The sequence below is a fragment of the Caballeronia catudaia genome, from assembly GCF_001544755.2.
Classification (GTDB): domain Bacteria; phylum Pseudomonadota; class Gammaproteobacteria; order Burkholderiales; family Burkholderiaceae; genus Caballeronia; species Caballeronia catudaia.
In genome coordinates this window covers 25,475-47,140 of the sequence record NZ_FCOF02000009.1, presented here as the reverse complement: position 1 = coordinate 47,140, position 21,666 = coordinate 25,475, and the positions used below count along the sequence as shown (strand labels likewise).

Genomic DNA, 21,666 nt, shown 5'->3' with positions numbered 1-21,666 from the left:
GCTCGAGAAAGCTCAGTCCGCCCAGCTCAACCCACCGCTATACCCGACGATCAGAATCAGCAGGCCGAAGCCGATCCGATACCACGCGAACGCCGTGAAGTCATGCGTCGCGACGTAGCGCAGCAGCCAGCGGACGCAGACAAACGCGCTGACGAACGCCGCGATCAGCCCGATGGCGAACAGGCCGAGATCGTCCACGGTCAGCATGCGCCAGTACTTCGCCATCTCGTAGAGCGTCGCGCCGAAGATGATCGGAATGGCGAGGAAAAACGAAAACTCCGTGGCGACGCGCCGTTCGAGCCCGAACAGCATCCCGCCGATGATCGTCGCGCCCGACCGCGACGTGCCGGGAATCAGCGCGAAGCATTGCGCAAGGCCGACCTTGAAGGCGTCCGCGTAGGAAAGATCGTCGACGCCGTGCACGCGCGTCATCGCACCGCGATCGCGCTGACGCGCTTCCGCCCACAGGATCACGATGCCGCCGACGATCAGCGCCACCGACACCGGCACCGGCGAAAACAGCACCGCCTTGATGTGCTTTTCGAGCAGCAGGCCGAGCACGACGGCGGGAATCGTCGCGATGATCACGTTGATCGTGAAGCGCCGCGCGTCGGCGCGTGCCGGCAGGCCCGTCACCACCGACGCGATCTTCGCGCGGAATTCCCAGCAGATCGCGAGAATCGCGCCGAACTGAATGACGACGTCGAAGGTTTTCGACTGCGCGTCGGTGTAATTCAACAAGCTGCCCGCCACGATCAGGTGCCCCGTGCTCGATACCGGCAGGAATTCGGTCAAGCCCTCGACGACGCCTAGAATCAGCGCCTTCACCATCAATATCCAGTCCATCCGTCAGCCCTTGTTCGCTGTTATCGCCGTTGGTTGTCAAGCACATCGCGCAGAGTTTTCGACTTACTTCTCGACGATCTGCACACGTATGCCGTTTGTAAGGACTGTGATTGTACCGGGTTCGTAAGACACGCCGGCGAACTGGAGTTCTTCGGGCTTGAAGGTGTGGATCGGGTAACGGTCGAGCAACTGCGCGGCGAGTTGCGCGCCGACCGACGCGATCTGCTGGCTGTACTGCGCGGCGTCGCCGGAAAACTGCGCACCGTCAACGGTCGGCGACACGAGGATGACCGAGCGGCCCGGCGCATCGTATCCGAGTTGCGTCGAGAGCGTGAACGCGCCGGTCACGGGATTGGGCATGAAGGGCGTGGACAGACGCGCATCGACCCGCACCGTCACGCGATTGCGATCCGGCGCCATGCCGACGACGGGATTGCTCAGGACCACGTCGAAAATCTGCGATGCGGTGCGTTGCAGCGGGAACTTGCGCGCCACCGCGTCCTGAACCTGCTGCTTGGAAAATGTGTAGTGGTCCGGAATGAAGGGGAATATCGAGTTCGAAGCGGCTCTTGCCTTCGATGCGAGGGCGAGCGCGGGCAGCGACATGATGGTTGCCAGCACGAACCGGCGCCGCAGCGGCGCGACGGGTTCCGTCATGCGTGATTCTCCAATGTTGTTTCAAGTGTGAGTCGGGGGATTGGACTGCATGCCGTCACGACAGTTGCGTCGGCTGCGCCGGCTGCGTCGGCTGCGTCTGATGCTCCAATCGCTCGATCCAGCTCAACGCATATTCCCGCGTCTCTCCGCACATTTCGTTCGAAGGCTGCAAGCCGCCGCAGCACGCCGGCCTGCGCGGATCGCCGAAGATTTTGCAGCGCAGATCGTCGCCGAGCTGCACGCAACGCTCGCCCGCGCGCTTGCCATGCGGCATCCCCGGAATGGGACTCGAAATGGAAGGCGCGATGCAGCATGCGCCGCAACCCTCGCGGCAGGCATGAGACGAAGAAACGATCGGCATGACGATGCGAAAATTACAGGAACAAACCGGCATTTTCCCACGCCTTCGCTTTGCGCTTCGTCAACCACTGCCATCGGGCTGCGACCTTATCACGCAACGGCTGCGCCTATCGGCCGATTACACTCGGACGGTTCCCCGAAGTCCAGTCCGCCATGCCTCCCGCCGCCCCGCTCTTTCGTCCCGATCTGCTCGCGCGCTACGATGCGCACGGCCCGCGCTACACGTCCTACCCTACCGCCGTCCAGTTCAGCGATTCATTCGATCCCGCGCACTACCGCGAAGCGGCGAAGAACACCAGCGCCAGCGCCGACCTCTCGCTCTACTTCCACATCCCGTTCTGCGACACCGTCTGCTTCTATTGCGGCTGCAACAAGATCGCGACGAAAAACCGCGCGCACGCGCGCCCGTACCTCGACCGCATGAAGCGCGAACTGGCGCTGCAGGCCGCGCTTTTCGAACCATCGCGCCCGGTCACGCAGCTTCATTGGGGCGGCGGCACGCCGACGTTTCTCTCGCACGACGAGATGACCGAGCTGATGTCGGCGACGCGCGAGCACTTCGATCTCGTCGATGACGAGCGCGCCGAATATTCGATCGAAGTCGATCCGCGCGAAGCGTCGGCGGAAACGGTCGCGTTGCTGCGCGAACTTGGCTTCAACCGGCTGAGCCTCGGCGTGCAGGATTTCGACGAGCGTGTGCAGCAGGCGGTGAACCGCATCCAGCCGCGCGAAATGACCGAAACCGTGCTGAACGCCGCGCGCGAGAACGGCTTCAGATCGGTGAGCGTCGATCTGATCTACGGCTTGCCACATCAGAGCGTCGATAGCTTTTCGCGCACGCTCGACGCGATCATCGAGCTGAAACCGGATCGCGTCTCGGTGTTCGGCTACGCGCACATGCCCACGCTCTTCAAGATGCAGCGGCAGATCGACGAAAGCGCGCTGCCTTCGCCCGCCGTGCGCCTCGCGATCCTCGAGCGCGTCATCGCGCGCATGAGCGAGGCGGGCTACGTGTATATCGGCTTGGATCACTTCGCGCTGCCCGGCGACGAGCTCGCGCGCGCGCTCGAAGCCGGCACGCTCCAGCGCAACTTCCAGGGCTACAGCACGCACGCCGATTGCGATCTGATCGGCATCGGCGCGTCGTCGATCGGCAAGGTCGGCGATGTCTACGCGCAAAACGCCCGCGAGCTCGACGGTTACGCGAGCGCGATCGACGCCGGCGAGCTCGCCATCGCGCGCGGCGTGCGCCTTTCCGCCGACGACACCTTGCGCCGCGACGTCATCATGCGTCTGATGTGCGGCGGCGAGCTGCGTTTCGACGATATCGCGATGAAACACGGCATCGCCTTCCCCGCCGCCTTCGCCGACGAACTCGCGCGCCTGGCTCCAATGGCCGACGACGGGCTCATCGACCTCGCGCGCGACGCGATCCGCGTGCTGCCCGCCGGGCGCATGCTGGTGCGCAACGTCGCCTCGATATTCGACCGTTATCTCGGGCAAGCCAGCCTCCGGCGTTTCTCGCGCACCATCTGACGCGCGCGAAGGCATGCGTCGGTGGCTTAGAATGACAGCCACCTTGGGCGAGCCCGCTTCGAGTCACGGCGCGCCCATCCCTTCACTGCCGATGCGAAGCGCCGGGCGTGCCCGGACTTCTCGCATACGGCAACGCCACTGCCCGACGCCATGCCGACCACTTCGCCGCAGTTCGCCCCTCTCGCCCAACTCGCCGCCGATCTCCGCGCCGGCCGCACGACGAGCCGCGCGCTCGTCGAGGCCGCGCTCGAGCGCATCGCCGATCCGGCGGGCCAGGGCTCGACCGTCTTCCTTCAGGTCGACGCCGACCATGCCCGCGCCGCCGCCGACGCCCACGACGCGCTCTTTCGCGCCGGCACCGTGCTCTCGCCGCTCGCGGGCATTCCTGTGTCGATCAAGGATCTCTTCGATATCGAAGGCCAGGTGACGCGCGCCGGCTCCAGAGCGCTCGCCGATGCCGCGCCCGCGAAAGCCGACGCCGTGGCGGTCGCGCGCCTGCGCCGCGCTGGCGCGGTGTTCGTCGGGCGCACCAACATGAGCGAGTTCGCGTTCTCGGGCCTCGGTCTCAATCCGCATTACGGCACGCCGCGCTCGCCGTGGCGCGCGGACCCGTCGGACGCGGGCGACGCGCGCATCGCGGGCGGCTCGTCGTCGGGCGCGGCGGCGTCGGTCGCGGACGGCATGGCGGCCGTTGCGCTCGGCACCGACACCGGCGGCTCCATCCGCATTCCCGCCGCGCTGTGCGGCCTCACCGGCTTCAAGCCGACCGCGAGCCGCATTCCGAAGCAAGGCGGCGTACCGCTGTCGAAGACGCTCGATTCGTTCGGGCCGATCGGCGTATCGGTCGCGTGCTGCGCGCTCGTCGACCGCATTCTCGCGGGACGCGATCCCGGTGTGCCCGCAACGCGCCCGCTCGACGGCGTGCGCCTCGGCGTGCTGACGAACTACGTGACCGACAGCGTCGAACCGCCCGTCGCCACCGCGGTGTCGGCCGCGATCAATCATCTCGCCGCGGCGGGGGCGCTGGTGGACGACGTGCGTTTCGCGCCGCTCGACCGGCTGCCGGAGATCAATCGCTATCCGCTCGTCGCGATCGAAGCGCATGCGTGGCATCGCAAACTGATGGCCGAACGCGGCGGCGACTACGATCCGCGCGTGCTCGCGCGCCTGAAGCGCGCCGAAGCGGCGAGCGCGGCGGACTACATCGACCTGTGCGAAGCGCGCGCCGCGATGATCGAGGAAGCCCGCACGACGCTCTGGCAACGTTTCGACGCGATCGTCTGCCCGACGGTGCCGGTGCTGCCGCCGCGCATCGCCGATCTGGAAACCGACGACGACTCCTTCACGCGCGCCAACGCGCTGATCCTGCGCAATCCGACCGCCTTCAATTTCCTCGATGCGTGCGCGCTGTCGCTGCCGTGCCATCCGCGCGGCGCGGCGCCCGTCGGCCTGATGCTCGCGGGCGCGCCGCACTCGGACGACGTGCTGCTCTCGATCGGCCGCGCCGTCGAAGCCGTGCTGGCGACCACGCGCTGAACGCCCGACGATGCGGCTGATTTTGCGCATCCGGCGTTCGCGCTAGAATTCCCCGCGATACTCACGCAACTCAGGTACTTCCTTCTCGAATCGTTGCGAAATAATGAACAACTCTTTACATCACTTCACCATGCATCAGGACGACCGGGTGATGCGCCGCGAGCGACGCCTGCTCGTGCTGCTCGGTTTCGTCAGTCTCGGTCTCGTCGGCGGCGCGCTGTATCTCCAGTTCGTCCATAACGAAGATCCCTGCCCGCTTTGCATCATCCAGCGCTATTTCTTCGTGCTGGTCGCGGTTTTCGCGTTCCTCGGCGCGGCGTTGCGCAGCTGGCGCGGCATCGCGCTCCTGGAAACGCTCGTCGCGATCGCGGCGCTCGGCGGGCTGGTCACCGCGGTGCGCCATGTGTACGTGCAATCGCATCCCGGCTTCAGTTGCGGTTTCGACGCGCTTCAGCCCATCGTCGACAGTCTGCCGCCCGCAAGCTGGCTGCCACAGGTGTTCAAGGTCGCGGGCCTATGCGAGACGCCGTATCCGCCCATCCTCGGACTGTCGCTGCCGCAATGGTCGTTGATCGCGTTCGCGCTGATCTTCGTGCTCGTCGCAGCCAGCCTGCGGTTCAAGCGCAAGCTGCGCTCGACGACTCGGTAATTTGTTCCGGGCGGCCGTTCCCGCGCCGCCCGTTCTTCCCCGCTTTATCACCGCTTCATCCGCTTCCGCGCGCTTTCCCTTTCGCGCATCAGCGCATCCGCATAATCTTGATACGGGACCGCCAATCTTTTTGAGATATTGCGGTGTTAAGGTCGTGTCTGGATGGCGATCTACGTGCGCGCAGTCCGATTCGCTTCGCCCGCTGGCGACGAACGGAAACCGCGTAACGCGCGCCCGGTCCGCAATGTCGACCCTCACAATGACAAAGCAAACCATCCGCTTCCTTCAGCGCGGCGCCGTGCGCGAAATCGGCGACGCGCCTCCTGCGCGCACGGTGCTTCAGCATCTGCGCGAGACCGCGCTTTGCACCGGCACCAAGGAAGGCTGCGCGGAAGGCGATTGCGGCGCATGCACCGTCGTGATCGGCGAACTCGATACGCGCGGCCGGCTCGCGCTCAAAGCCGTCAACGCGTGCATCCAGTTCCTGCCGACGCTCGATTCGCGCGCGCTCTTCACCGTCGAAGACTTGCGCGGCGACGATGGCGCGCTGCATCCGGTGCAGCAGGCGCTGGTCGATTGTCACGGTTCCCAATGCGGTTTCTGTACGCCTGGCTTCGTGATGTCGCTGTGGGCGCTCTATCACAACCATCCGCGCGATGCGGCGCCGCCTTCTCGTGACGAAATCGCCACCGCGCTTTCGGGAAATCTGTGCCGATGCACGGGTTACCGGCCGATCGTCGATGCGGCGCAGCGCATGTTCGACTACCCGCGCCCGCCTTTCGATGCCGACGCCATCACACGACAACTCGCCGCGCTGAAGCGCACGCGGACGTTCGAATACCAGAGCTTCCACGCGCCCGTCACGCGCGCCGAATTCGCCCGGCTGCGCGCCGCGCATCCGAACGCGCGCCTGCTCGCGGGCAGCACCGACGTCGGCCTGTGGGTGACCAAGCAATTCCGCGATCTCGGCGACATGCTCTTCATCGGCAACGTCGATGAGCTGAAGACGATCGAGCGCGATGCGAACACGCTGACGATCGGCGCGGCGGCATCGCTCGAAGATGCGTATGCGGCGCTCGCCGTCGATTATCCCGAGCTCACCGAACTGTGGACGCGCTTCGCCTCCCGGCCGATCCGCAATGCGGGCACGCTCGGCGGCAACGTCGCGAACGGCTCGCCGATCGGCGATTCGATGCCCGCGCTCATCGCGCTGAATGCCTCGCTCGTGCTGCAAAAGGCCGAGAACACCCGCGTGATGCCGCTCGATGCGTTCTATCTCGGCTATCAGAAAACCGCGCTCGATGCGGGCGAATTCGTCGCGGCGATTCGCGTGCCGCGCCCGGTCGCGGCGCTGCGCTTTCGCACCTACAAAGTGTCGAAGCGCTACGACCAGGACATTTCGGCGGTATGCGCGGCGTTCGCGATCCGGCTCGACGACGATAACCGTGTCACCGATGCGCGCATCGCGTTCGGCGGCATGGCGGCGACGCCCAAACGCGCGACACGTGCTGAAGCCGCGCTCGTCGGCCGCTCGTGGGACGAAGCCGCCGCTCACGCCGCGATGGCCGCGCTCGATGCCGATTTCCAGCCGCTCACGGACATGCGCGCATCGAGCGCGTATCGCACGAAGGTGGCGCGCAACGTGCTGCGGCGCTTCTATCTGGAAACGCGCCGGGATGCCCCGCTCGCGCTCGCCGAAGTCAACGCGTTCGCATTCGACGCGAAGGAGTCGCCATGAACAAGGCTAGCGTTCCGATCCAGCTCGAAGACGCCGCCGGCGCCGCGCTGCCGCACGAATCTGCGGCGCTGCACGTGAGCGGCGAAGCGGTCTACACGGACGACATTCCCGAAGCGCGCGGCACGCTGCACGCGGCGCTCGGCCTGTCGCGGCATGCGCACGCGCGCATCGTGTCGCTCGATCTGGATGCGGTGCGCGCGGCTCCGGGGGTCGTCGCGGTGCTTACCGCCGAAGACATTCCCGGCGAGAACAATTGCGGCCCGGTGCTGCACGACGATCCGATTCTCGCCGACGGCCTCGTGCAATACCTCGGCCAGCCGGTGTTCGCCGTGATCGCCGAGACACACGATCTGGCCCGCCGCGCCGCCGCGCTCGCGAAGAGCGAGGACGTCGTGCGCTATGAGCCGCTCGAAGCCGTCCTCACGCCGCGCGAAGCCAAGGCGCGCAATCAGTTCGTGCTGCCGCCGCTGCATCTGCGTCGCGGCGATCCTGCCGGGCGCATCGCTGCTGCTGCGCATCGTCTGAAAGGCGAGTTCGAAGTCGGCGGGCAGGAACAGTTCTATCTCGAAGGACAAGTCGCGTACGCGCGGCCGTTGGAGCAGGACGGGATGCTCGTCCATAGCTCGACGCAGCATCCGAGCGAAATGCAGCAGGTCGTCGCGCATATGCTCGGCTGGCCGACGCACGCCGTGCTGTGCGAATGCCGGCGCATGGGCGGCGGCTTCGGCGGCAAGGAATCGCAATCGGCGGTGTTCGCCTGCGTCGCGGCGCTCGCGGCGCATCGGCTCAAGCGCCCGGTGAAGCTGCGCGCCGATCGCGACGACGACTTCATGATTACCGGCAAGCGCCACGACGCCGTCTACGAATACGAATGCGGCTTCGACGACGACGGGCGCATCGCGGGCGCGCGCGTCGACATCGCGTTGCGGGCGGGCTATTCGGCGGATCTGTCGGGCGCCGTCGCGACGCGCGCCGTATGCCACTTCGACAACGCCTACTACCTGAGCGATGTCGATATCCGCGCGCTGTGCTGCAAGACCAACACGCAGTCGAACACCGCGTTTCGCGGCTTCGGCGGCCCGCAAGGCGCGCTCGTCATGGAAGTGATGCTCGATGACATCGCGCATCGCCTGAAGCGCGATCCGCTCGACGTGCGGCGCGCGAATTACTACGGCATCGACGAGCGCAACGTCACGCCTTATGGCCAGCCGGTAGCGGACAATGTCATCGCGCCGTTGACCGATGAGCTGACCGCATCGAGCGATTACGCAGCGCGCCGCGCCGATATCGCCGCGTTCAACGCGGGAAGCCGCGTCTTGAAACGCGGCATCGCGTTCACGCCGGTCAAGTTCGGCATCTCGTTCAACGTGCCGTTTCTGAATCAGGCGGGCGCGCTCGTGCATGTCTACAAGGACGGCTCGGTGCTCGTGAATCACGGCGGCACCGAGATGGGCCAGGGCCTCAACACGAAGGTCGCGCAGGTCGTCGCGAGCGTGCTCGGCATCGGCTTGCAGCGCGTGCGCGTGACGGCGACGGATACATCGAAGGTCGCGAATACGTCGGCGACGGCGGCATCGACCGGAAGCGATCTCAACGGCAAGGCCGCCGAAGCCGCGGCGCTCACGATCCGCAAGCGTCTCGCCGAACTCGCCGCGAAGCAGCTCGGCGGCAACGCGGCCGATGTGAAATTTCATGGCGGCGCCGTCGAAGCGAATGGCGCGCGCATTCCCTTCGATCAGCTCGTCGCCGCCGCGTACCTTGCACGCGTGCAGTTGTGGTCCGACGGCTTCTATTCGACGCCCAAGGTCCATTGGGACGCAAAGACGCTGCAGGGCCATCCGTTCTATTACTTCGCGTATGGCGCGGCGGTATCGGAAGTCGTGATCGATACGCTCACCGGCGAATGGAAGCTTCTGCGCGCCGATCTGCTGCACGACGCGGGCCGCTCGATCAATCCGGCCATCGATATAGGACAGGTGGAAGGCGGCTACATTCAGGGCATGGGCTGGCTCACGACCGAGGAACTCTGGTGGAACCGCGACGGGCGCCTGATGACGCACGCGCCGTCGACCTACAAGATTCCCGCCGTCAACGACGCGCCCGCGATCTTCAACGTCGCGCTCTTTCGTAACGCAGGCAACGACAACGCCGAGCCGACGATCTTCCGCTCGAAGGCGGTCGGCGAGCCGCCGCTGTTGCTGTCGTTTTCGGTGCTGCTGGCGATCCGCGCGGCGATCGCATCGGTTGCGCCGGATGCCGCCGATGCGCCCAAACTGCGCGCGCCCGCGACGCCCGAAGCGATTCTCGATGCGCTCGACGCGCTCGCCGTCGAAGTGAAGGAAGCCGCCCCGGTAAACTAGCGCCCGCGACGACCTTTCGACGATTTTTCTCTGGAGCTCACTCGATGCAAGTTTGGCTGAACGACCTGCAACACCTGCTCGCGCACGGCGACGCCGTCGTGCTCGTGACGGTCGCGCGTGTCGAAGGCTCCGCGCCGCGCGAGCCGGGCACGAAGATGATCGTCACGCGCGAGGACGCGCGCTACACGATCGGCGGCGGCCATCTGGAATGGAAGGCCATCGAAACCGCGCGGCAAGTGCTGAAGGACGGCATGCGCGCACCACGCATGCGCAGGCTCGAGCGTTTCGCGCTCGGGCCGAGCCTCGGCCAGTGCTGCGGCGGCGCGGTCGTGCTGGCGTTCGAGCGGCTCGATGTCGGCGATCTGAACTGGGTGACGTCGCTTGCGAAACGCACCGCGCAGGGGTTGTCGACCGTGCGCAGCGTTTCCTTTGCGCCGATGCCCGATGCCGTCATGCTCTCCGATCCCGAGCCGGGCGCGACCGACGCCGACTGCCTGTTGTGGGACGGCGCCGGTTTCGACGAAAGCGGCGCGCTGCTCACCGAAACCATCGCGCCGCGCGACTTCCAGGTCGTGCTGTTCGGCGCGGGTCATGTGGGCGCGGCGCTGGTGCGCGTATTGGCGACGCTGCCCTGTCACGTCACCTGGGTCGACGAGCGCGACGCCGCTTTCCCGGCGCCGCAGCTCGTGCCGGACAACGTGACGATCGAGCCGAACGACGCGCCCGACGAAGCCGTCGACAACGCGCTGCCCGGTGCGTACTTCATCGTGATGACGCACAACCACACGGTGGATCTCGCGCTGGCCGAACGCATCCTGCGACGCGGCGACTTCGCGTTCTTCGGGATGATCGGCTCGTTCACGAAGAAGAAGCAGTTCGAGCACCGGCTCGCGGCGCCCGGCATCGACCCGGCGCGTATCGCGCGCATGGTGTGTCCGATCGGCATCGACGGCATCGTCGACAAGGCACCCGAAGTGATCGCCGTTGCAGCGGCAGCCCAACTGCTGCAGGCGGTCGAAGCCAACACGCTTGCAAGGTCGTCGCAGACCGCTTAACCCGTTTGTATCTCCTCTGCAATCGCCCCAACAGAACTACAGCCATGAACCCCACACTCGCCGACAAGATTGCGCACGCGCCCAAAGCGGAGCTGCATATCCATATCGAAGGGTCGCTCGAACCGGAACTGATCTTCGAGCTCGCGAAGCGCAATGACGTGAAGCTCGCGTACGACTCCATCGAAGCGCTGCGCGCCGCGTACGCGTTCACCGACCTGCAATCGTTCCTCGACATCTACTACGCGGGCGCGAGCGTGCTGCTCACCGAGCAGGACTTCTACGACATGACGATGGCCTACGTCGAGCGTGCGCTCGCGGATCACGTCGCGCATACGGAAATCTTCTTCGATCCACAGACGCACACGGAACGCGGCGTGCCGATCGAAACGGTCGTCGCGGGCATCGACGCCGCGCTGGCCGAAGGCGAAAAGCGCGGTCTGTCGAGCAAGCTGATCCTCTGTTTCCTGCGCCATCTGTCCGAAGAAGACGCGCTCGCCACGTTCGATGCCGCCTTGCCGCTGTTCGACAAGTACGCGCATCGGCTGATCGGCGTCGGCCTCGATTCGTCGGAGCGCGGCCATCCGCCGTCGAAGTTCGAGCGCGTGTTCGCAAAGGCGCGCGAGCGCGGCCTCAAGCTCGTCGCGCATGCGGGCGAGGAAGGCCCGCCGTCGTATGTCTATGAAGCGCTCGATCTGCTCAAGGTGGATCGCGTCGATCATGGCGTGCGCAGCATCGAGGACGCGGCGCTCGTCGCGCGTCTCGCGGATGCGCGCATCGCGCTGACCGTCTGCCCGCTGTCGAATCTCAAGCTCCGCGTGTTCGACGACATGACCAGGCACACGCTCAAGGACCTGCTCGATCAGGGCGTCGCGGTGATGATCAACTCCGACGATCCCGCGTATTTCGGCGGCTACGTCAACGCGAACTACTTCGCCATCGTCGATGCGCTGAAGCTCACGGATCACGAGGTCTACACGCTGCTCAAAAACAGCCTCGAAGCCTCGTTCGTCTCCGAAGAAGAACGCGACGCCATGATCGCGCGCCTGGATCAGCACTGGAAGCAGTAAAGAAGATGGACACCACAGCAAGCACTCAACGCGACAACACCGCGCTCGAACGCTTTTTCGGCATTCGCGCGGCGGGCTCGCGCACGAAGACCGAGATCGTCGCGGGCATCACGACCTTTCTCACGGCGATGTACATCATCGTCGTCAATCCGGGCATTTTGTCGGCGGCGGGCGTGCCGTTTCCGGCGGCGTTGACGGCGACCGTCATCGTCAGTTTTCTCGGCAGTTGCGCGATGGGCCTCTACGCGCGCAATCCCGTGCTCGTCGCGCCCGGCATGGGCATGAACGCGCTGTTCGCGTTCGTCATGGTGCACGGCGGCAAGATGCCGTGGCAGACCGCGCTCGGCTGCGTGTTCTGGTCCGGCGTGATCTTCGCGATCCTCGCGGCGTTCAATGCGCGCAAGCTCGTCGTCGATGCGATTCCCGCGAATCTGCGCCATGCGGTGTCGTGCGGCATCGGCCTCTTCATCAGCCTGATCGGTCTGGTGAACGCGAAGTTCGTCGTCGGCGATCCGGTCACGATCGTGCATTCGGCATCGCTGAATCCGGTCGTCGTCACGTTCCTGATCGGGCTCGCCGTCACGACGATTCTCGTCGCGCGCAAGGTGACGGGCGCGCTGATGCTCGGCATCGTGTTCACGACGATCATCGCGATTCCGATCGGCCGCTTCTATGGCGACGGCACCGCGTACTGGCCCGCCGCCATCGCCACGAAAACGCTCGTCAACTGGAACGGTCTCTTCGCCGCACCGGACTTCTCGGCGGTCATGCAGCTCGACTTCATGGGCGCGCTGAAGGTCATCTACTGGCCGTTCATTTTCGTGATGCTGTTCACGTCGTTCTTCGACGCGCTCTCCACCTTCATGGCGATTTCCGAAGCCGGCAAGCTCTACGACCGCGACGGCAATCCGCGCAACATCCGCCAGTCGATGATGGTCGATTCGTTCTCCGCGCTCATTTCCGCGCCGCTCGGCACGAGTCCCGCGAACGCGTATATCGAATCGGCGGCGGGCATTTCGGCGGGCGGGCGCACGGGGCTCGTCGCGGTCGTCGCCGGCTTGTGCTTCCTGCCGTTCCTGTTTCTGTCGCCGCTGCTGTCGCTCGTTCCGGCGATCGCGACCGCGCCCGCGCTCGTGCTCGTCGGCGTGTTCATGATGGAAGCGATCACGAAGATCGAATGGCATCGCTTCGATGAAGCCATTCCCGCGTTCCTCGCGATGATCCTGATCCCGCTGACCTACTCGATCACCGATGGCGTCGCGTATGGCTTTCTCGCGTTCGTCGTGCTCAAGTCGGCGACGGGGCGCGCGAAGGAAATCAAGCCGGCGATGTGGATCATCGCGGCTTTCTCGTTGGTACTGCTTTCGCAGCTTTGAAAGTTTATTAGATACGGAGACGTTGCACCATGACTCAGACCGCCTACCGCGCCCAATTGCTGACCTTTCGCGAAGACCCCGCGCATGCCGCCGATGGCGCGGTCTACGAGGCCGATGGCCTGCTGATCGCCGAGGACGGCAAAGTGGTCGCGGCGGGCGCGTATGCGTCGGTCCGCGACCGGCTCGCGCCCGACGCGACCGTCCACACGATGCGCGACAAGCTGATCGTGCCGGGTTTCATCGACTCGCACATTCACTATCCGCAGACGGACATGATCGCGTCGCCGGCGCCGGGTCTGCTGCCGTGGCTCAACACGTACACGTTCCCGACCGAGCGCGGCTTCGAGAATCCGCAGATCGCGCGCGAGACGGCGAGCTTTTTCATCGACGAACTGCTCGCGTGCGGCACCACGACCGCGCTCGTCTACTGCACGGTTCACAAGCAGTCGGCGGACGCGTTTTTCACCGAAAGCGAATCACGCAATCTGCGCATGGTCGCGGGCAAGGTGCTGATGGACCGCAACTGCCCCGAGTTCCTGCGCGACACGGCGCAATCCGGCCATGACGATAGCGCCGAGCTGATCGCGCGCTGGCACGGGCGCGGACGTCAGCATTACGCACTGACGCCGCGTTTCGCGCCGACTTCGACGGAAGCGCAGCTTGAAGCGTGCGGCGCGCTCGCACAGAAGCATCAGGACGTGTTCATCCAGACTCACGTCGCGGAGAACACCGACGAAATCAAATGGGTCGAGAGCCTGTTTCCGGGGCATCGCAGCTATCTCGACATTTACGATCACTACGGCTTGCTGCGCCGCCGCGCGGTGTACGGCCACTGCATCCATCTCGATGACCGCGACCGCGAGCGCATGGCGGAAACGGGCGCGGTGGCGTCGCACTGCCCGACGTCGAACCTGTTCCTCGGCAGCGGCCTGTTCGATTTCGAGAAAGCTGGCGCGTCCAACATGCCGGTGGCGCTCGCGACGGACGTCGGCGGCGGCACGTCGTTTTCGATGCTGCAAACGATGGGCGCGGCGCACAAGATCGCGCGTCTGACGGGCCATCATCTGACCGCGACGCGCATGTTCTGGCTCGCGACGACGGGCGCGGCGCAAGTACTCGAACTCGACGACAGGATCGGCACGCTGGCGGCGGGCAGCGATGCGGATTTCGTCGTGCTGGACCCGAACGCGACGCCGCTGCTCGCGCGCCGGACGTCGCGCACGGAATCGCTGGAAGAGCTTCTGTTCGCGTTCGCGCTGCTCGGCGACGACCGTGCGGTCTTCGAAACCTACGCGGCCGGCAAGCGCGTGCATGCACGCGATGCGCGCAAGACGGCGAAGCTGGAACTGGCGGCCTGAGCGGGCGGCGTGGCACGCCGTTCAAGGCAGGACGGCGCCGCCCGGCTCCTGGACGCGCATCGGTCCGAGCAAGCTGTTGAACAACAGGTCGCCGTCAGGCAGGTACTGAATTTCAGCATAGAAGCCGTTGCCGACCGGCCCGGGGCCCAGAATGGTCTGGTGCACGGTCGCGCCCGTATTCCAGTCCAGACCGTCGAGCGTCCATCCCTGATTGTTCGCTGGATAGAAGCCGTTGACGAACACCAGGTTCGACGCCGCGCTGACGGACGGGATCATGTTGTCCGAGGAGACGTCCGCGCGCGCCCAGACCGATGACCACGTGTGCGTCTGCGTATCCCACGCGAAACGCTGCACGCCGAGCGGCGCTGGCGGCGCACCCGGTGCGCCGCGCAGGAGATTGTCGACGAGCGGGCTCGTGCCCGTGTTCGACGTGGACACATTGTTGACGACGAACGCGCCGTATCCGTTGGTGGCCACCGACTGATCGGACTGGATTGCGCCGGTATAGGTAGGCGGCAAGCCGCAGGTCACGGGTATCTGCCCCGCGATGCGGTTCGTGAAACCAGAGGGAATCGCGTCTCGCCAGAAGGCGACGAGGTCCATCTGCTTCTTGCCGTCGGTGATGACGACGAGCTTGTCCGGATCGCTGCCGAAGCCCATCAGCGCTGGCGTGCTTCCAGACCCGGAGCCGAACAGCGTGTAGAACGTGTCGCCGGTCGGATACGCCGCGCTCCATGCTCCGTCCGCAGCGCTCTGCGACAGCGTGCTGCCCGTCCAGACGACCTTGCGCATCAGCTTGTCCGATACGACGTAGACGGCATTGTTTTCATCTACCGCGGCGGAATTGCTGATGGTCTCGTCGCTACCGAACGTCACCCTTCCCTTTGGTGTGCCGAAGTTGCGGCCCACGATCGTCAGCGACCGGCTGCCGACGATGGCGAGATTGCCGTCGTAAGTCATGACGACTCCCGTGATGGACTCGCCGCTCTGCAGGATCGTGCTCATGTCGAGCGAACGCAGGATCTGGATGCTCGGTCCCAGCAGGCCGCCGGGCGAGTATCCCAGCGCCAGTATTTGCGCGCCCGCGTTGATGTAAAGCACGTTGCTGTTGTCCACCACGCTATAGGCCGAGGGAAATCCTCCGCCCGCGCCCAGCGGCAACTGCGCGAGGAAAGTCTGCGCCAGCGCGACCGTGGCAATCGGATTGACGAGCGGCAGCAGCGGGTTGTAGACGAGGCCGCTGAGCAACGTCACCAGCGCCGACTGCACGCCGGGAAGCAGCAGCGTCGCGACGCGCCTGAACCCGTTGTTCCTCACGTCGATATATCCGACGCTCGTCGCCGATACGCCCCACATGTAGTCACTCGAAGTCGTTGCGAGTGTCATTAGATTGATGGGGCCGGCGGGCGCCTGCGGAAACGCGAGGGTCGGCGTCGACTGCGTTCCGCTGGGCACAGCATAGGGAAACGCGTTGGACTGAGCGGAATCGAAATGCGTAATCGCGTAAGTCTGTGCAGCCAGATAAGGATTCGGGACGGGACCGGACGCATGCGCTGCCGTCGAGATGGCCAACACGCCGAGCACTTTCGCGAGCATCCTGTTAATCGCAAATCGACTCCTCATGATTCACTCCCAGTTGAGATTGAGCGCGCAGGAACAGCCAGGAAACGACGAGGGAGGATTGATTGAACACGTCCGGACGGACGTTCCACTCAGTATAGGCAAGGGCCGTGGCAATGCCATCGGATGTTGGTATTGACGAACAACGAGACAACGGCGAATCGATTAACTTCGTATACCGAAACAATATTTTCGAACAAAATCGCCAAAACGAGTGATATCAAGCCAATCCGGTTGATAGAACGACGCAACGCTCAATAATGCCGCCAATCGAGTAGGATTTCGTATCTCCGCCGGAGTCCAACTGATATGACCACTGTGAGCCGCCACATCAGTTTCGCCGCAAGACACGCGGCGCCGTTTTCCCGAATCGCCGTATGGATGGCGCTCGCAGCCGTAAGCGCCGTCGCCCGCGCCGAGGCGCTCGACGCGCAGCTCGATTGCAGATCGACGCCACATGATTTCATCGCGCCGCTGCAGGCGAACAATCTGCTGGAAAAGAAGCCGATGCGCGTCGAGCCGAATTCGGTCAACGCGTTCAGGCCGGTAAAAGGCGCGGCGCTGACCGCGTACGGCTTCAAGGTGTACGCGCTGGTGGCGTATCAGAAGGACGACCCGCTGTTCAGGCAGGGCAAGGGCGAGCCGATCGGGGATGCGGCGTATGGCGCCGTGGTCTGGGGCGGCGACATCGAAGTCGCGGAGAAGGTGAAGGCCGCGGGCAGCGACGCGGTCGTGCACCACGTCGCGCCCTTCATCACGGCGATTTTCTGCAAGCCGTGATCAGCGCAGAAGCTCGACGAACGCCGAAATCAGCCGGTCCATGTCGTTCGCATCGAGCGCGCCCATCGTCGAGATGCGGAACAGCTCCTTCGACAAACCGCCCTGCCCCGCGTAGATCACGAAGCCTTTGGCCTTGAGCGCATCGTGCAGCGTTTCGTAGGTCATGCCCGCAGGCAACCGATACGCCCGCAGCACCACCGACGACTCTTCCGGCGGCAACGCGCTCTCGATACCGAGCGACGCCAGACCCGAGCGCACCTGCTCCGCGAGCTTCGCGTAGTGCGCGTGACGCGCGCGCCAGCCGCCTTCTTCCTCGAACTCGCGCAGCGCCTCGACGAGCGCGTAATACGCATGCACCGATGGCGTGAACGGCGTGTTGCGCTGGTCCTGCAACGTCGCGAGCCGCGCGATGCCGAGGTAGTACGTCCGGCTCGCCGCATGCTTCAAGGCGCCTCTCGAAGCGATGACGAATGCCGCACCCGGTACACCGTGCAGACATTTGTTCGCCGTCGCAGCGATCGCGGCGATGCCGCCACCGTCGAAATCGATCGCTTCGGCGCCGAAGCTGCTCACCGCGTCCAGCAGCAGGCCAATGCCGCGCTCCGCGCACGCGCGCGAGAGCTTGTCGACTGCGTTCAGGCGGCCGGTCGTCGTTTCATGATGGATGATCGCGACGTTCGTGAACTTGCCGCCGTCGAGCAGTGCGATGATCGCGTCGAGGTCCGGCGCCTGCATCCACTCGTATTTCACGACTTCGTGGTCGATGCCGTATTGTTTCGCGATCTGCGCGATGCGGTCGCCGTACACGCCGTTCTCCACGACGAGCAGCCGCCCGCCTTCCGGCACGAGCCCGGCGATCATGCTTTCGACGGCCGCCGTGCCCGAGCCCGTCATCAGCACGGCGCTCCATTTGGCCGGATCGAGCTCGTATGCGGCGACGAGACGCTGCCGCGCCTCATCCTGGAGATCGAAGAATTCCGGCTCGCGATGACACAAGTCGGTTTGCAGCAGGCTCCCGCGCACGCGTTCGCTCAGCGTGACCGGACCCGGATTGAGCAGCAGCATCAGCGGCCTCCTATGTGTTGTTGCAAGCGCGCGCGCACGTCTTCCGGCGTGATTTTCGGGCGCGGCAGATCGCCGGGCGTGCCGGTTTTGATGGACAAACGCGCGAACCGGACGCCATCGACATTTTGCGCTTCGAACAGACGATCGATCACGCCGATGTCGTCGCCATCGAGCGCGAGCGCGTAACCGCACGCCGACGCGATCGACGCGAAATCCACGCCGCGCGAAACGGTGGCCTGGCCGCCCGTCGATTCGTGCGCCCCGTTGTCGAGCAGCACATGAATCAGGTTCGACGGGCCGTACGCGCCGAGCGTCGCGAAGACGCCCATGCGCATGAGCGCGGCGCCGTCGCCGTCGAGCGCGACGACGCGAAGATCGGGACGCGAGAGCGCGAGGCCGAGCGCCATCGGCGTGACGCAGCCCATCGAGCCGACGAGATAGAGCTGGTTCTCGCGGTCGTCGATCGCGTAGAGCTCGCGGCCGCAGAAGCCCGTGGACGCGAGCACGACCGTCGAATCTTTCGGCGTGTTCGCGATGATCTTCTGAAGCGCGTCATGGCGCGAAACGCGCTCGCCTGCGAAGCGCTCCACGATCGCCGGTTGAGCAGGCGAACGCACGCCCGACAGACCCGTCTTCTTCAGCTCATAAGGCGCGACGCTGCCCTTTTGCATGACGAGCGCGTAGGGACGGCCGGTGCCGTCCATGTACGCGGTCGCGCGATCGAGCGCCGGGCCGATCTGATCGGCTTCGGTCGGGAACAGCTCCCACGGGATGTCCATCGTTTCGAGCATCCGCGGCGTGACCGGGCCCATCAGCGCGTGCTGCGGCTCGTCGTGGACGCCCGGCTGCCCGCGCCACGTGACGATCAGCAATTGCGGCAGACGAAACGTCCACGTCAGCGACGTCAGCGGACTCACCGCGTTGCCGAGACCGGAGTTCTGCATCATCGCGATGCCGCGGCGCTTACCGTTTTTGCCAAACCCGGCGCCGAGTTCAACGCCCGCTATCAGCGCAACGGCATCGCCTTCGTTCGCCGCCGACACGTAATTGAGCGTGTCGTCCTGCAGCACGTAGTTGATGAAAGGCGTGAGATACGAGCAAGGGACGCCCGCGTACCAGTCGAAACCGCGCTCGCGCGCGGCCTCGACGAACTGGGCGGCCTCAATCACGCGCGTTCTCCGCGCCTTCCGAACCGATCGGCGTCTGGCCGTGCGCGAAATCGCCCGCGCGGCGGAAATCGTCGAGATCGTTCACGCCGCGCCAGTGGCCGTGCACGTATTGCACTTCGATCTTGTGGCCGGCGGCGATCAATGCGTTCAGGAGCGCGGCCATGTCGAGCTTCCGGAAGTTCGGATGCTCGCCGGACAGATCCGAAAGCGCCGAGAGCAGGCGCAGATTCCCCGCGGCACGGGTCCTGAATAGCCCGATCCAGCGGCCTTGCGGCGCGCGGCCATCGGTCAGACTTTGTCCCGCGCCGACCACGCTTTCGAGCCACACTTTCTGGCCGAAGAGCGCGCGGTCGTCGCCGGTCGAGCAGTACGCAAAATCCGTCGCGGATTCACCCGCCTTCGGTGTCTGCGAAGAATCGACGACCACCGTGAACTCGCTGTCCGATTCCGCCAGATCGCGCAGGATGTAGCTGCGGAACAGCAGGTCGCCGTAGGAAATCACGGTATCGCCGTTCAAATGCTTCACCGCGCACCTGAGTGACGCGAGTTCGCCGGTCGTTTCATGCTGCTCGTTGACGACGAGACGAATGCCGCCCGACTCGATCGCATCGGCCCGATAACCGCCTACCACCGTGATGTCGTTGATGCTTTCCTTCTTGAACGCCTCGACGAGATGACGCAGAAGCGGCTTGCCCGCGACCGGCAACATGACCTTCGGACGATCTTCGGTCAGCGCCGCGAGGCCCGCGCCGCGGCTCGCGGCCAGCACGATCGCGCTGCGCTTTTCGTTCGCCGCCGTGAGGTAGAGGTTTTCGGCGGCCGAGTATTCGTCGGCATCCTGCAGCCGGAAGATCTCGTTCACCGACGCGATGCGGTCTTCCACGTTGACGAGCGTCTCGCTGTCGTGGATTTCCTTCGCGATCGCCTGCATCGCCGATACCGCGCCGCGAATCAGATGGTTCGCCCAGATCACGCAGCTGATGCCCGCCTGACGGAACGCGTCGGTCGGCGTGCTGTAGTACTTCGTCGGCACGATGACGAGCGGGCCGCGCCCTGCCCATTCGCGCGCGAACGTGAGGATTTCGTCGGGCTTCGAGAGCTTGCTGTGAATGAGAATGGCGTCCGCGCCCGCCTGGCGGTACGCCTCGGCGCGCTTCAGCGCTTCTTCCATGCCCCAGCCCGCAATCAGCGCCTCGACGCGCGCGACGATCGAAAAGTTCGGATCGCTTTGCGAATCCTTGCCGGCCTTGATCTTGCCGCAGAATTCGTCGATGTCAGCGAGCGGCTGCGCTTCGCCATTGATGAAGCTGTTGGTCTTCGGAAACTGCTTGTCCTCGATGCACACGCCCGCGATGCCGCGCTGCTCCAGCTTCTTCACGAGCCGGCGCACGTTGTTGAAGTTGCCGTAGCCGGTGTCGCCGTCGAGCAGGATCGGCAGATCGCTCGCGTCGGCCATGAATTCGAGGTTGTCGACGACCTGCGTCCAGCTCGCCTCGTTGTTGTCGCGCACGCCGAACTGCGCGGAAATCGAGAGGCCCGAGCCCCAGATCGCCTTGAAGCCCGCTTCCTTCGCGATGCGCGCCGAAATGCCGTTGTGCGCTTCCATCAGGAATTCGAGGCGATTGCTTTGCAGCATCTCGCGCAAACGCAACGTGCGCGAGTAGCCGACGGGAATCTGTGTGGGTGCGTTCATTGTTGCGAGGCTCCTGCAAACTGACTCAGCGCATGCAGTTGCGGCAACACTTCGTCCGCCGCGCGCTTCACGTCGTTCTGAAAATCGATTTCGATCCACGGCGCGCCGGTCACATCGGCGACATCGAATACGTGGGACTTTTCGAGCAACAGGTCGCGCACCGCTTCTTCGTGCGGCATCTTCGCGCGGCCCGTCGCGACGTAATCGGCGCAGATTTCGGCGAGGCGCGTGGCGGTCTTTGCGTCGAAGCGGAAAAAGCCCACCGATTCGCCGATGGTGTCGTACTTCAAGCCCGCCGCGACCTGCTTGCGCAGCTCGACCGGCACGCCGTTCTCGACGCACAGCTTCACGGGCTCGTCGCCCGCTTCGAAATCGCGGTCGATCAACAGGCGGTTCACGCTGCCGCCCGCGACGAGCGGCTCGATGATGCGCTCGTCGTAGAGCACGTCGGCGTCCATCAGGAGGACATCGCCGCCGCGCGTCATCGCGTCGCGCGCGGTGTGCACGGACAGCACGCTGCCGAGCGTGAATTCGTCGTTGACGACGATTTCCGTCTTCGGCTTCCAGTCGATCGACGCGAGCTCCGCCTCGATCTGCTCGCTCTTGAAGCCGGTCACGAAGACGATCTCATCGACATTCGCAGCCTTCAGAAAGTGCAGATGACGCTCCAGCAGCGATGCATCGCCCGAATTGTCACCAAACCGCAGCAGACACTTCGGTTTTTGCTGGCCTTCGGGCTGCACGAGGCGCAAGCCCATCCCGGCCGCAAGAATAATTGCGCGCATGGTTATAGTTCCCTTC

18 protein-coding genes are annotated in these 21,666 nt (G+C 65.0%); 10 read left to right on the top strand and 8 right to left on the bottom strand.

Annotated elements, in window-relative coordinates; all coding sequences use genetic code 11:
* Positions 1-12: 12 nt before the first annotated feature.
* From AWB75_RS12200 to AWB75_RS12190, 3 genes are all read right to left on the bottom strand, one after another.
* Positions 13-846, bottom strand: a complete 834-nt coding sequence (locus tag AWB75_RS12200; protein ID WP_061124351.1) for an undecaprenyl-diphosphate phosphatase — start codon at positions 844-846, stop codon at positions 13-15.
* A gap of 63 nt (positions 847-909) precedes the next feature.
* Complete coding sequence (locus tag AWB75_RS12195; protein ID WP_061124350.1) at positions 910-1,503, bottom strand: DUF1439 domain-containing protein; 594 nt, start codon at positions 1,501-1,503, stop codon at positions 910-912.
* Positions 1,504-1,558: 55 nt separating this feature from the next.
* A complete protein-coding gene (locus AWB75_RS12190) occupies positions 1,559-1,864 on the bottom strand; it encodes a YkgJ family cysteine cluster protein (protein WP_061124349.1) in 306 nt (101 codons plus the stop codon).
* A 152-nt stretch (positions 1,865-2,016) separates the two neighbouring features.
* On the opposite strand from AWB75_RS12190, the gene hemN reads away from it, so the two are divergent.
* The 9 genes from hemN (at position 2,017) to guaD (ending at position 14,538) form a co-directional block, all read left to right on the top strand.
* Entirely contained in the window at positions 2,017-3,399 is a 1,383-nt protein-coding gene (gene hemN / locus AWB75_RS12185) for an oxygen-independent coproporphyrinogen III oxidase (protein ID WP_061124348.1), read from the top strand.
* Between the two features lie 150 nt (positions 3,400-3,549).
* The gene (locus tag AWB75_RS12180; protein ID WP_061124347.1) at positions 3,550-4,935 is read left to right on the top strand and encodes an amidase; all 1,386 of its coding nucleotides are present in this window, start codon (positions 3,550-3,552) and stop codon (positions 4,933-4,935) included.
* 130 nt (positions 4,936-5,065) lie between these two features.
* A complete protein-coding gene (locus tag AWB75_RS12175; protein WP_061124346.1) occupies positions 5,066-5,584 on the top strand; it encodes a disulfide bond formation protein B in 519 nt (172 codons plus the stop codon).
* A gap of 259 nt (positions 5,585-5,843) precedes the next feature.
* Positions 5,844-7,322, top strand: a complete 1,479-nt coding sequence (gene xdhA, locus AWB75_RS12170) for a xanthine dehydrogenase small subunit (RefSeq protein ID WP_061124345.1) — start codon at positions 5,844-5,846, stop codon at positions 7,320-7,322.
* The gene (gene xdhB / locus AWB75_RS12165; RefSeq protein ID WP_061124344.1) at positions 7,319-9,682 is read left to right on the top strand and encodes a xanthine dehydrogenase molybdopterin binding subunit; all 2,364 of its coding nucleotides are present in this window, start codon (positions 7,319-7,321) and stop codon (positions 9,680-9,682) included. Before xdhA ends, xdhB begins: the two co-directional genes overlap by 4 nt.
* Before the next feature lie 44 nt (positions 9,683-9,726).
* Positions 9,727-10,737, top strand: coding sequence for a xanthine dehydrogenase accessory protein XdhC (gene xdhC, locus AWB75_RS12160; RefSeq protein WP_061124343.1), 1,011 nt, complete (start codon positions 9,727-9,729; stop codon positions 10,735-10,737).
* Positions 10,738-10,781: 44 nt separating this feature from the next.
* Entirely contained in the window at positions 10,782-11,804 is a 1,023-nt protein-coding gene (locus AWB75_RS12155) for an adenosine deaminase (protein WP_061124342.1), read from the top strand.
* Between the two features lie 5 nt (positions 11,805-11,809).
* On the top strand, positions 11,810-13,180 hold the full coding sequence (locus tag AWB75_RS12150) for an NCS2 family permease (protein WP_061124341.1): 1,371 nt from the start codon (positions 11,810-11,812) through the stop codon (positions 13,178-13,180).
* A 29-nt stretch (positions 13,181-13,209) separates the two neighbouring features.
* Complete coding sequence (guaD, locus tag AWB75_RS12145) at positions 13,210-14,538, top strand: guanine deaminase (RefSeq protein ID WP_061124340.1); 1,329 nt, start codon at positions 13,210-13,212, stop codon at positions 14,536-14,538.
* Between the two features lie 21 nt (positions 14,539-14,559).
* Here the strand turns inward: guaD and AWB75_RS12140 are convergent, their stop codons facing one another.
* Complete coding sequence (locus AWB75_RS12140) at positions 14,560-16,161, bottom strand: hypothetical protein (protein WP_061124339.1); 1,602 nt, start codon at positions 16,159-16,161, stop codon at positions 14,560-14,562.
* Between the two features lie 378 nt (positions 16,162-16,539).
* Here AWB75_RS12140 and AWB75_RS12135 point away from each other — a divergent pair, with 378 nt between their 5' ends.
* Entirely contained in the window at positions 16,540-16,938 is a 399-nt protein-coding gene (locus AWB75_RS12135) for a hypothetical protein (RefSeq protein ID WP_061124338.1), read from the top strand.
* On the opposite strand, the gene AWB75_RS12130 is transcribed toward AWB75_RS12135, so the two are convergent.
* Genes AWB75_RS12130 through AWB75_RS12115 form a run of 4 tightly spaced genes read right to left on the bottom strand, consistent with a single transcriptional unit; the run spans position 16,939 to position 21,650 of the window.
* The gene (locus AWB75_RS12130; protein ID WP_061124337.1) at positions 16,939-18,003 is read right to left on the bottom strand and encodes a 2-aminoethylphosphonate aminotransferase; all 1,065 of its coding nucleotides are present in this window, start codon (positions 18,001-18,003) and stop codon (positions 16,939-16,941) included.
* Positions 18,003-19,172: a phosphonopyruvate decarboxylase gene (aepY, locus tag AWB75_RS12125; RefSeq protein ID WP_061124336.1), complete on the bottom strand. Its 1,170-nt coding sequence runs from the start codon at positions 19,170-19,172 to the stop codon at positions 18,003-18,005. Before aepY ends, AWB75_RS12130 begins: the two co-directional genes overlap by 1 nt.
* Positions 19,165-20,865, bottom strand: a complete 1,701-nt coding sequence (gene aepX, locus AWB75_RS12120) for a phosphoenolpyruvate mutase (protein ID WP_061124335.1) — start codon at positions 20,863-20,865, stop codon at positions 19,165-19,167. Before aepX ends, aepY begins: the two co-directional genes overlap by 8 nt.
* A complete protein-coding gene (locus AWB75_RS12115; RefSeq protein ID WP_061124334.1) occupies positions 20,862-21,650 on the bottom strand; it encodes a phosphocholine cytidylyltransferase family protein in 789 nt (262 codons plus the stop codon). The genes aepX and AWB75_RS12115 overlap by 4 nt, the downstream gene beginning before the upstream one ends.
* Positions 21,651-21,666 lie beyond the last annotated feature (16 nt).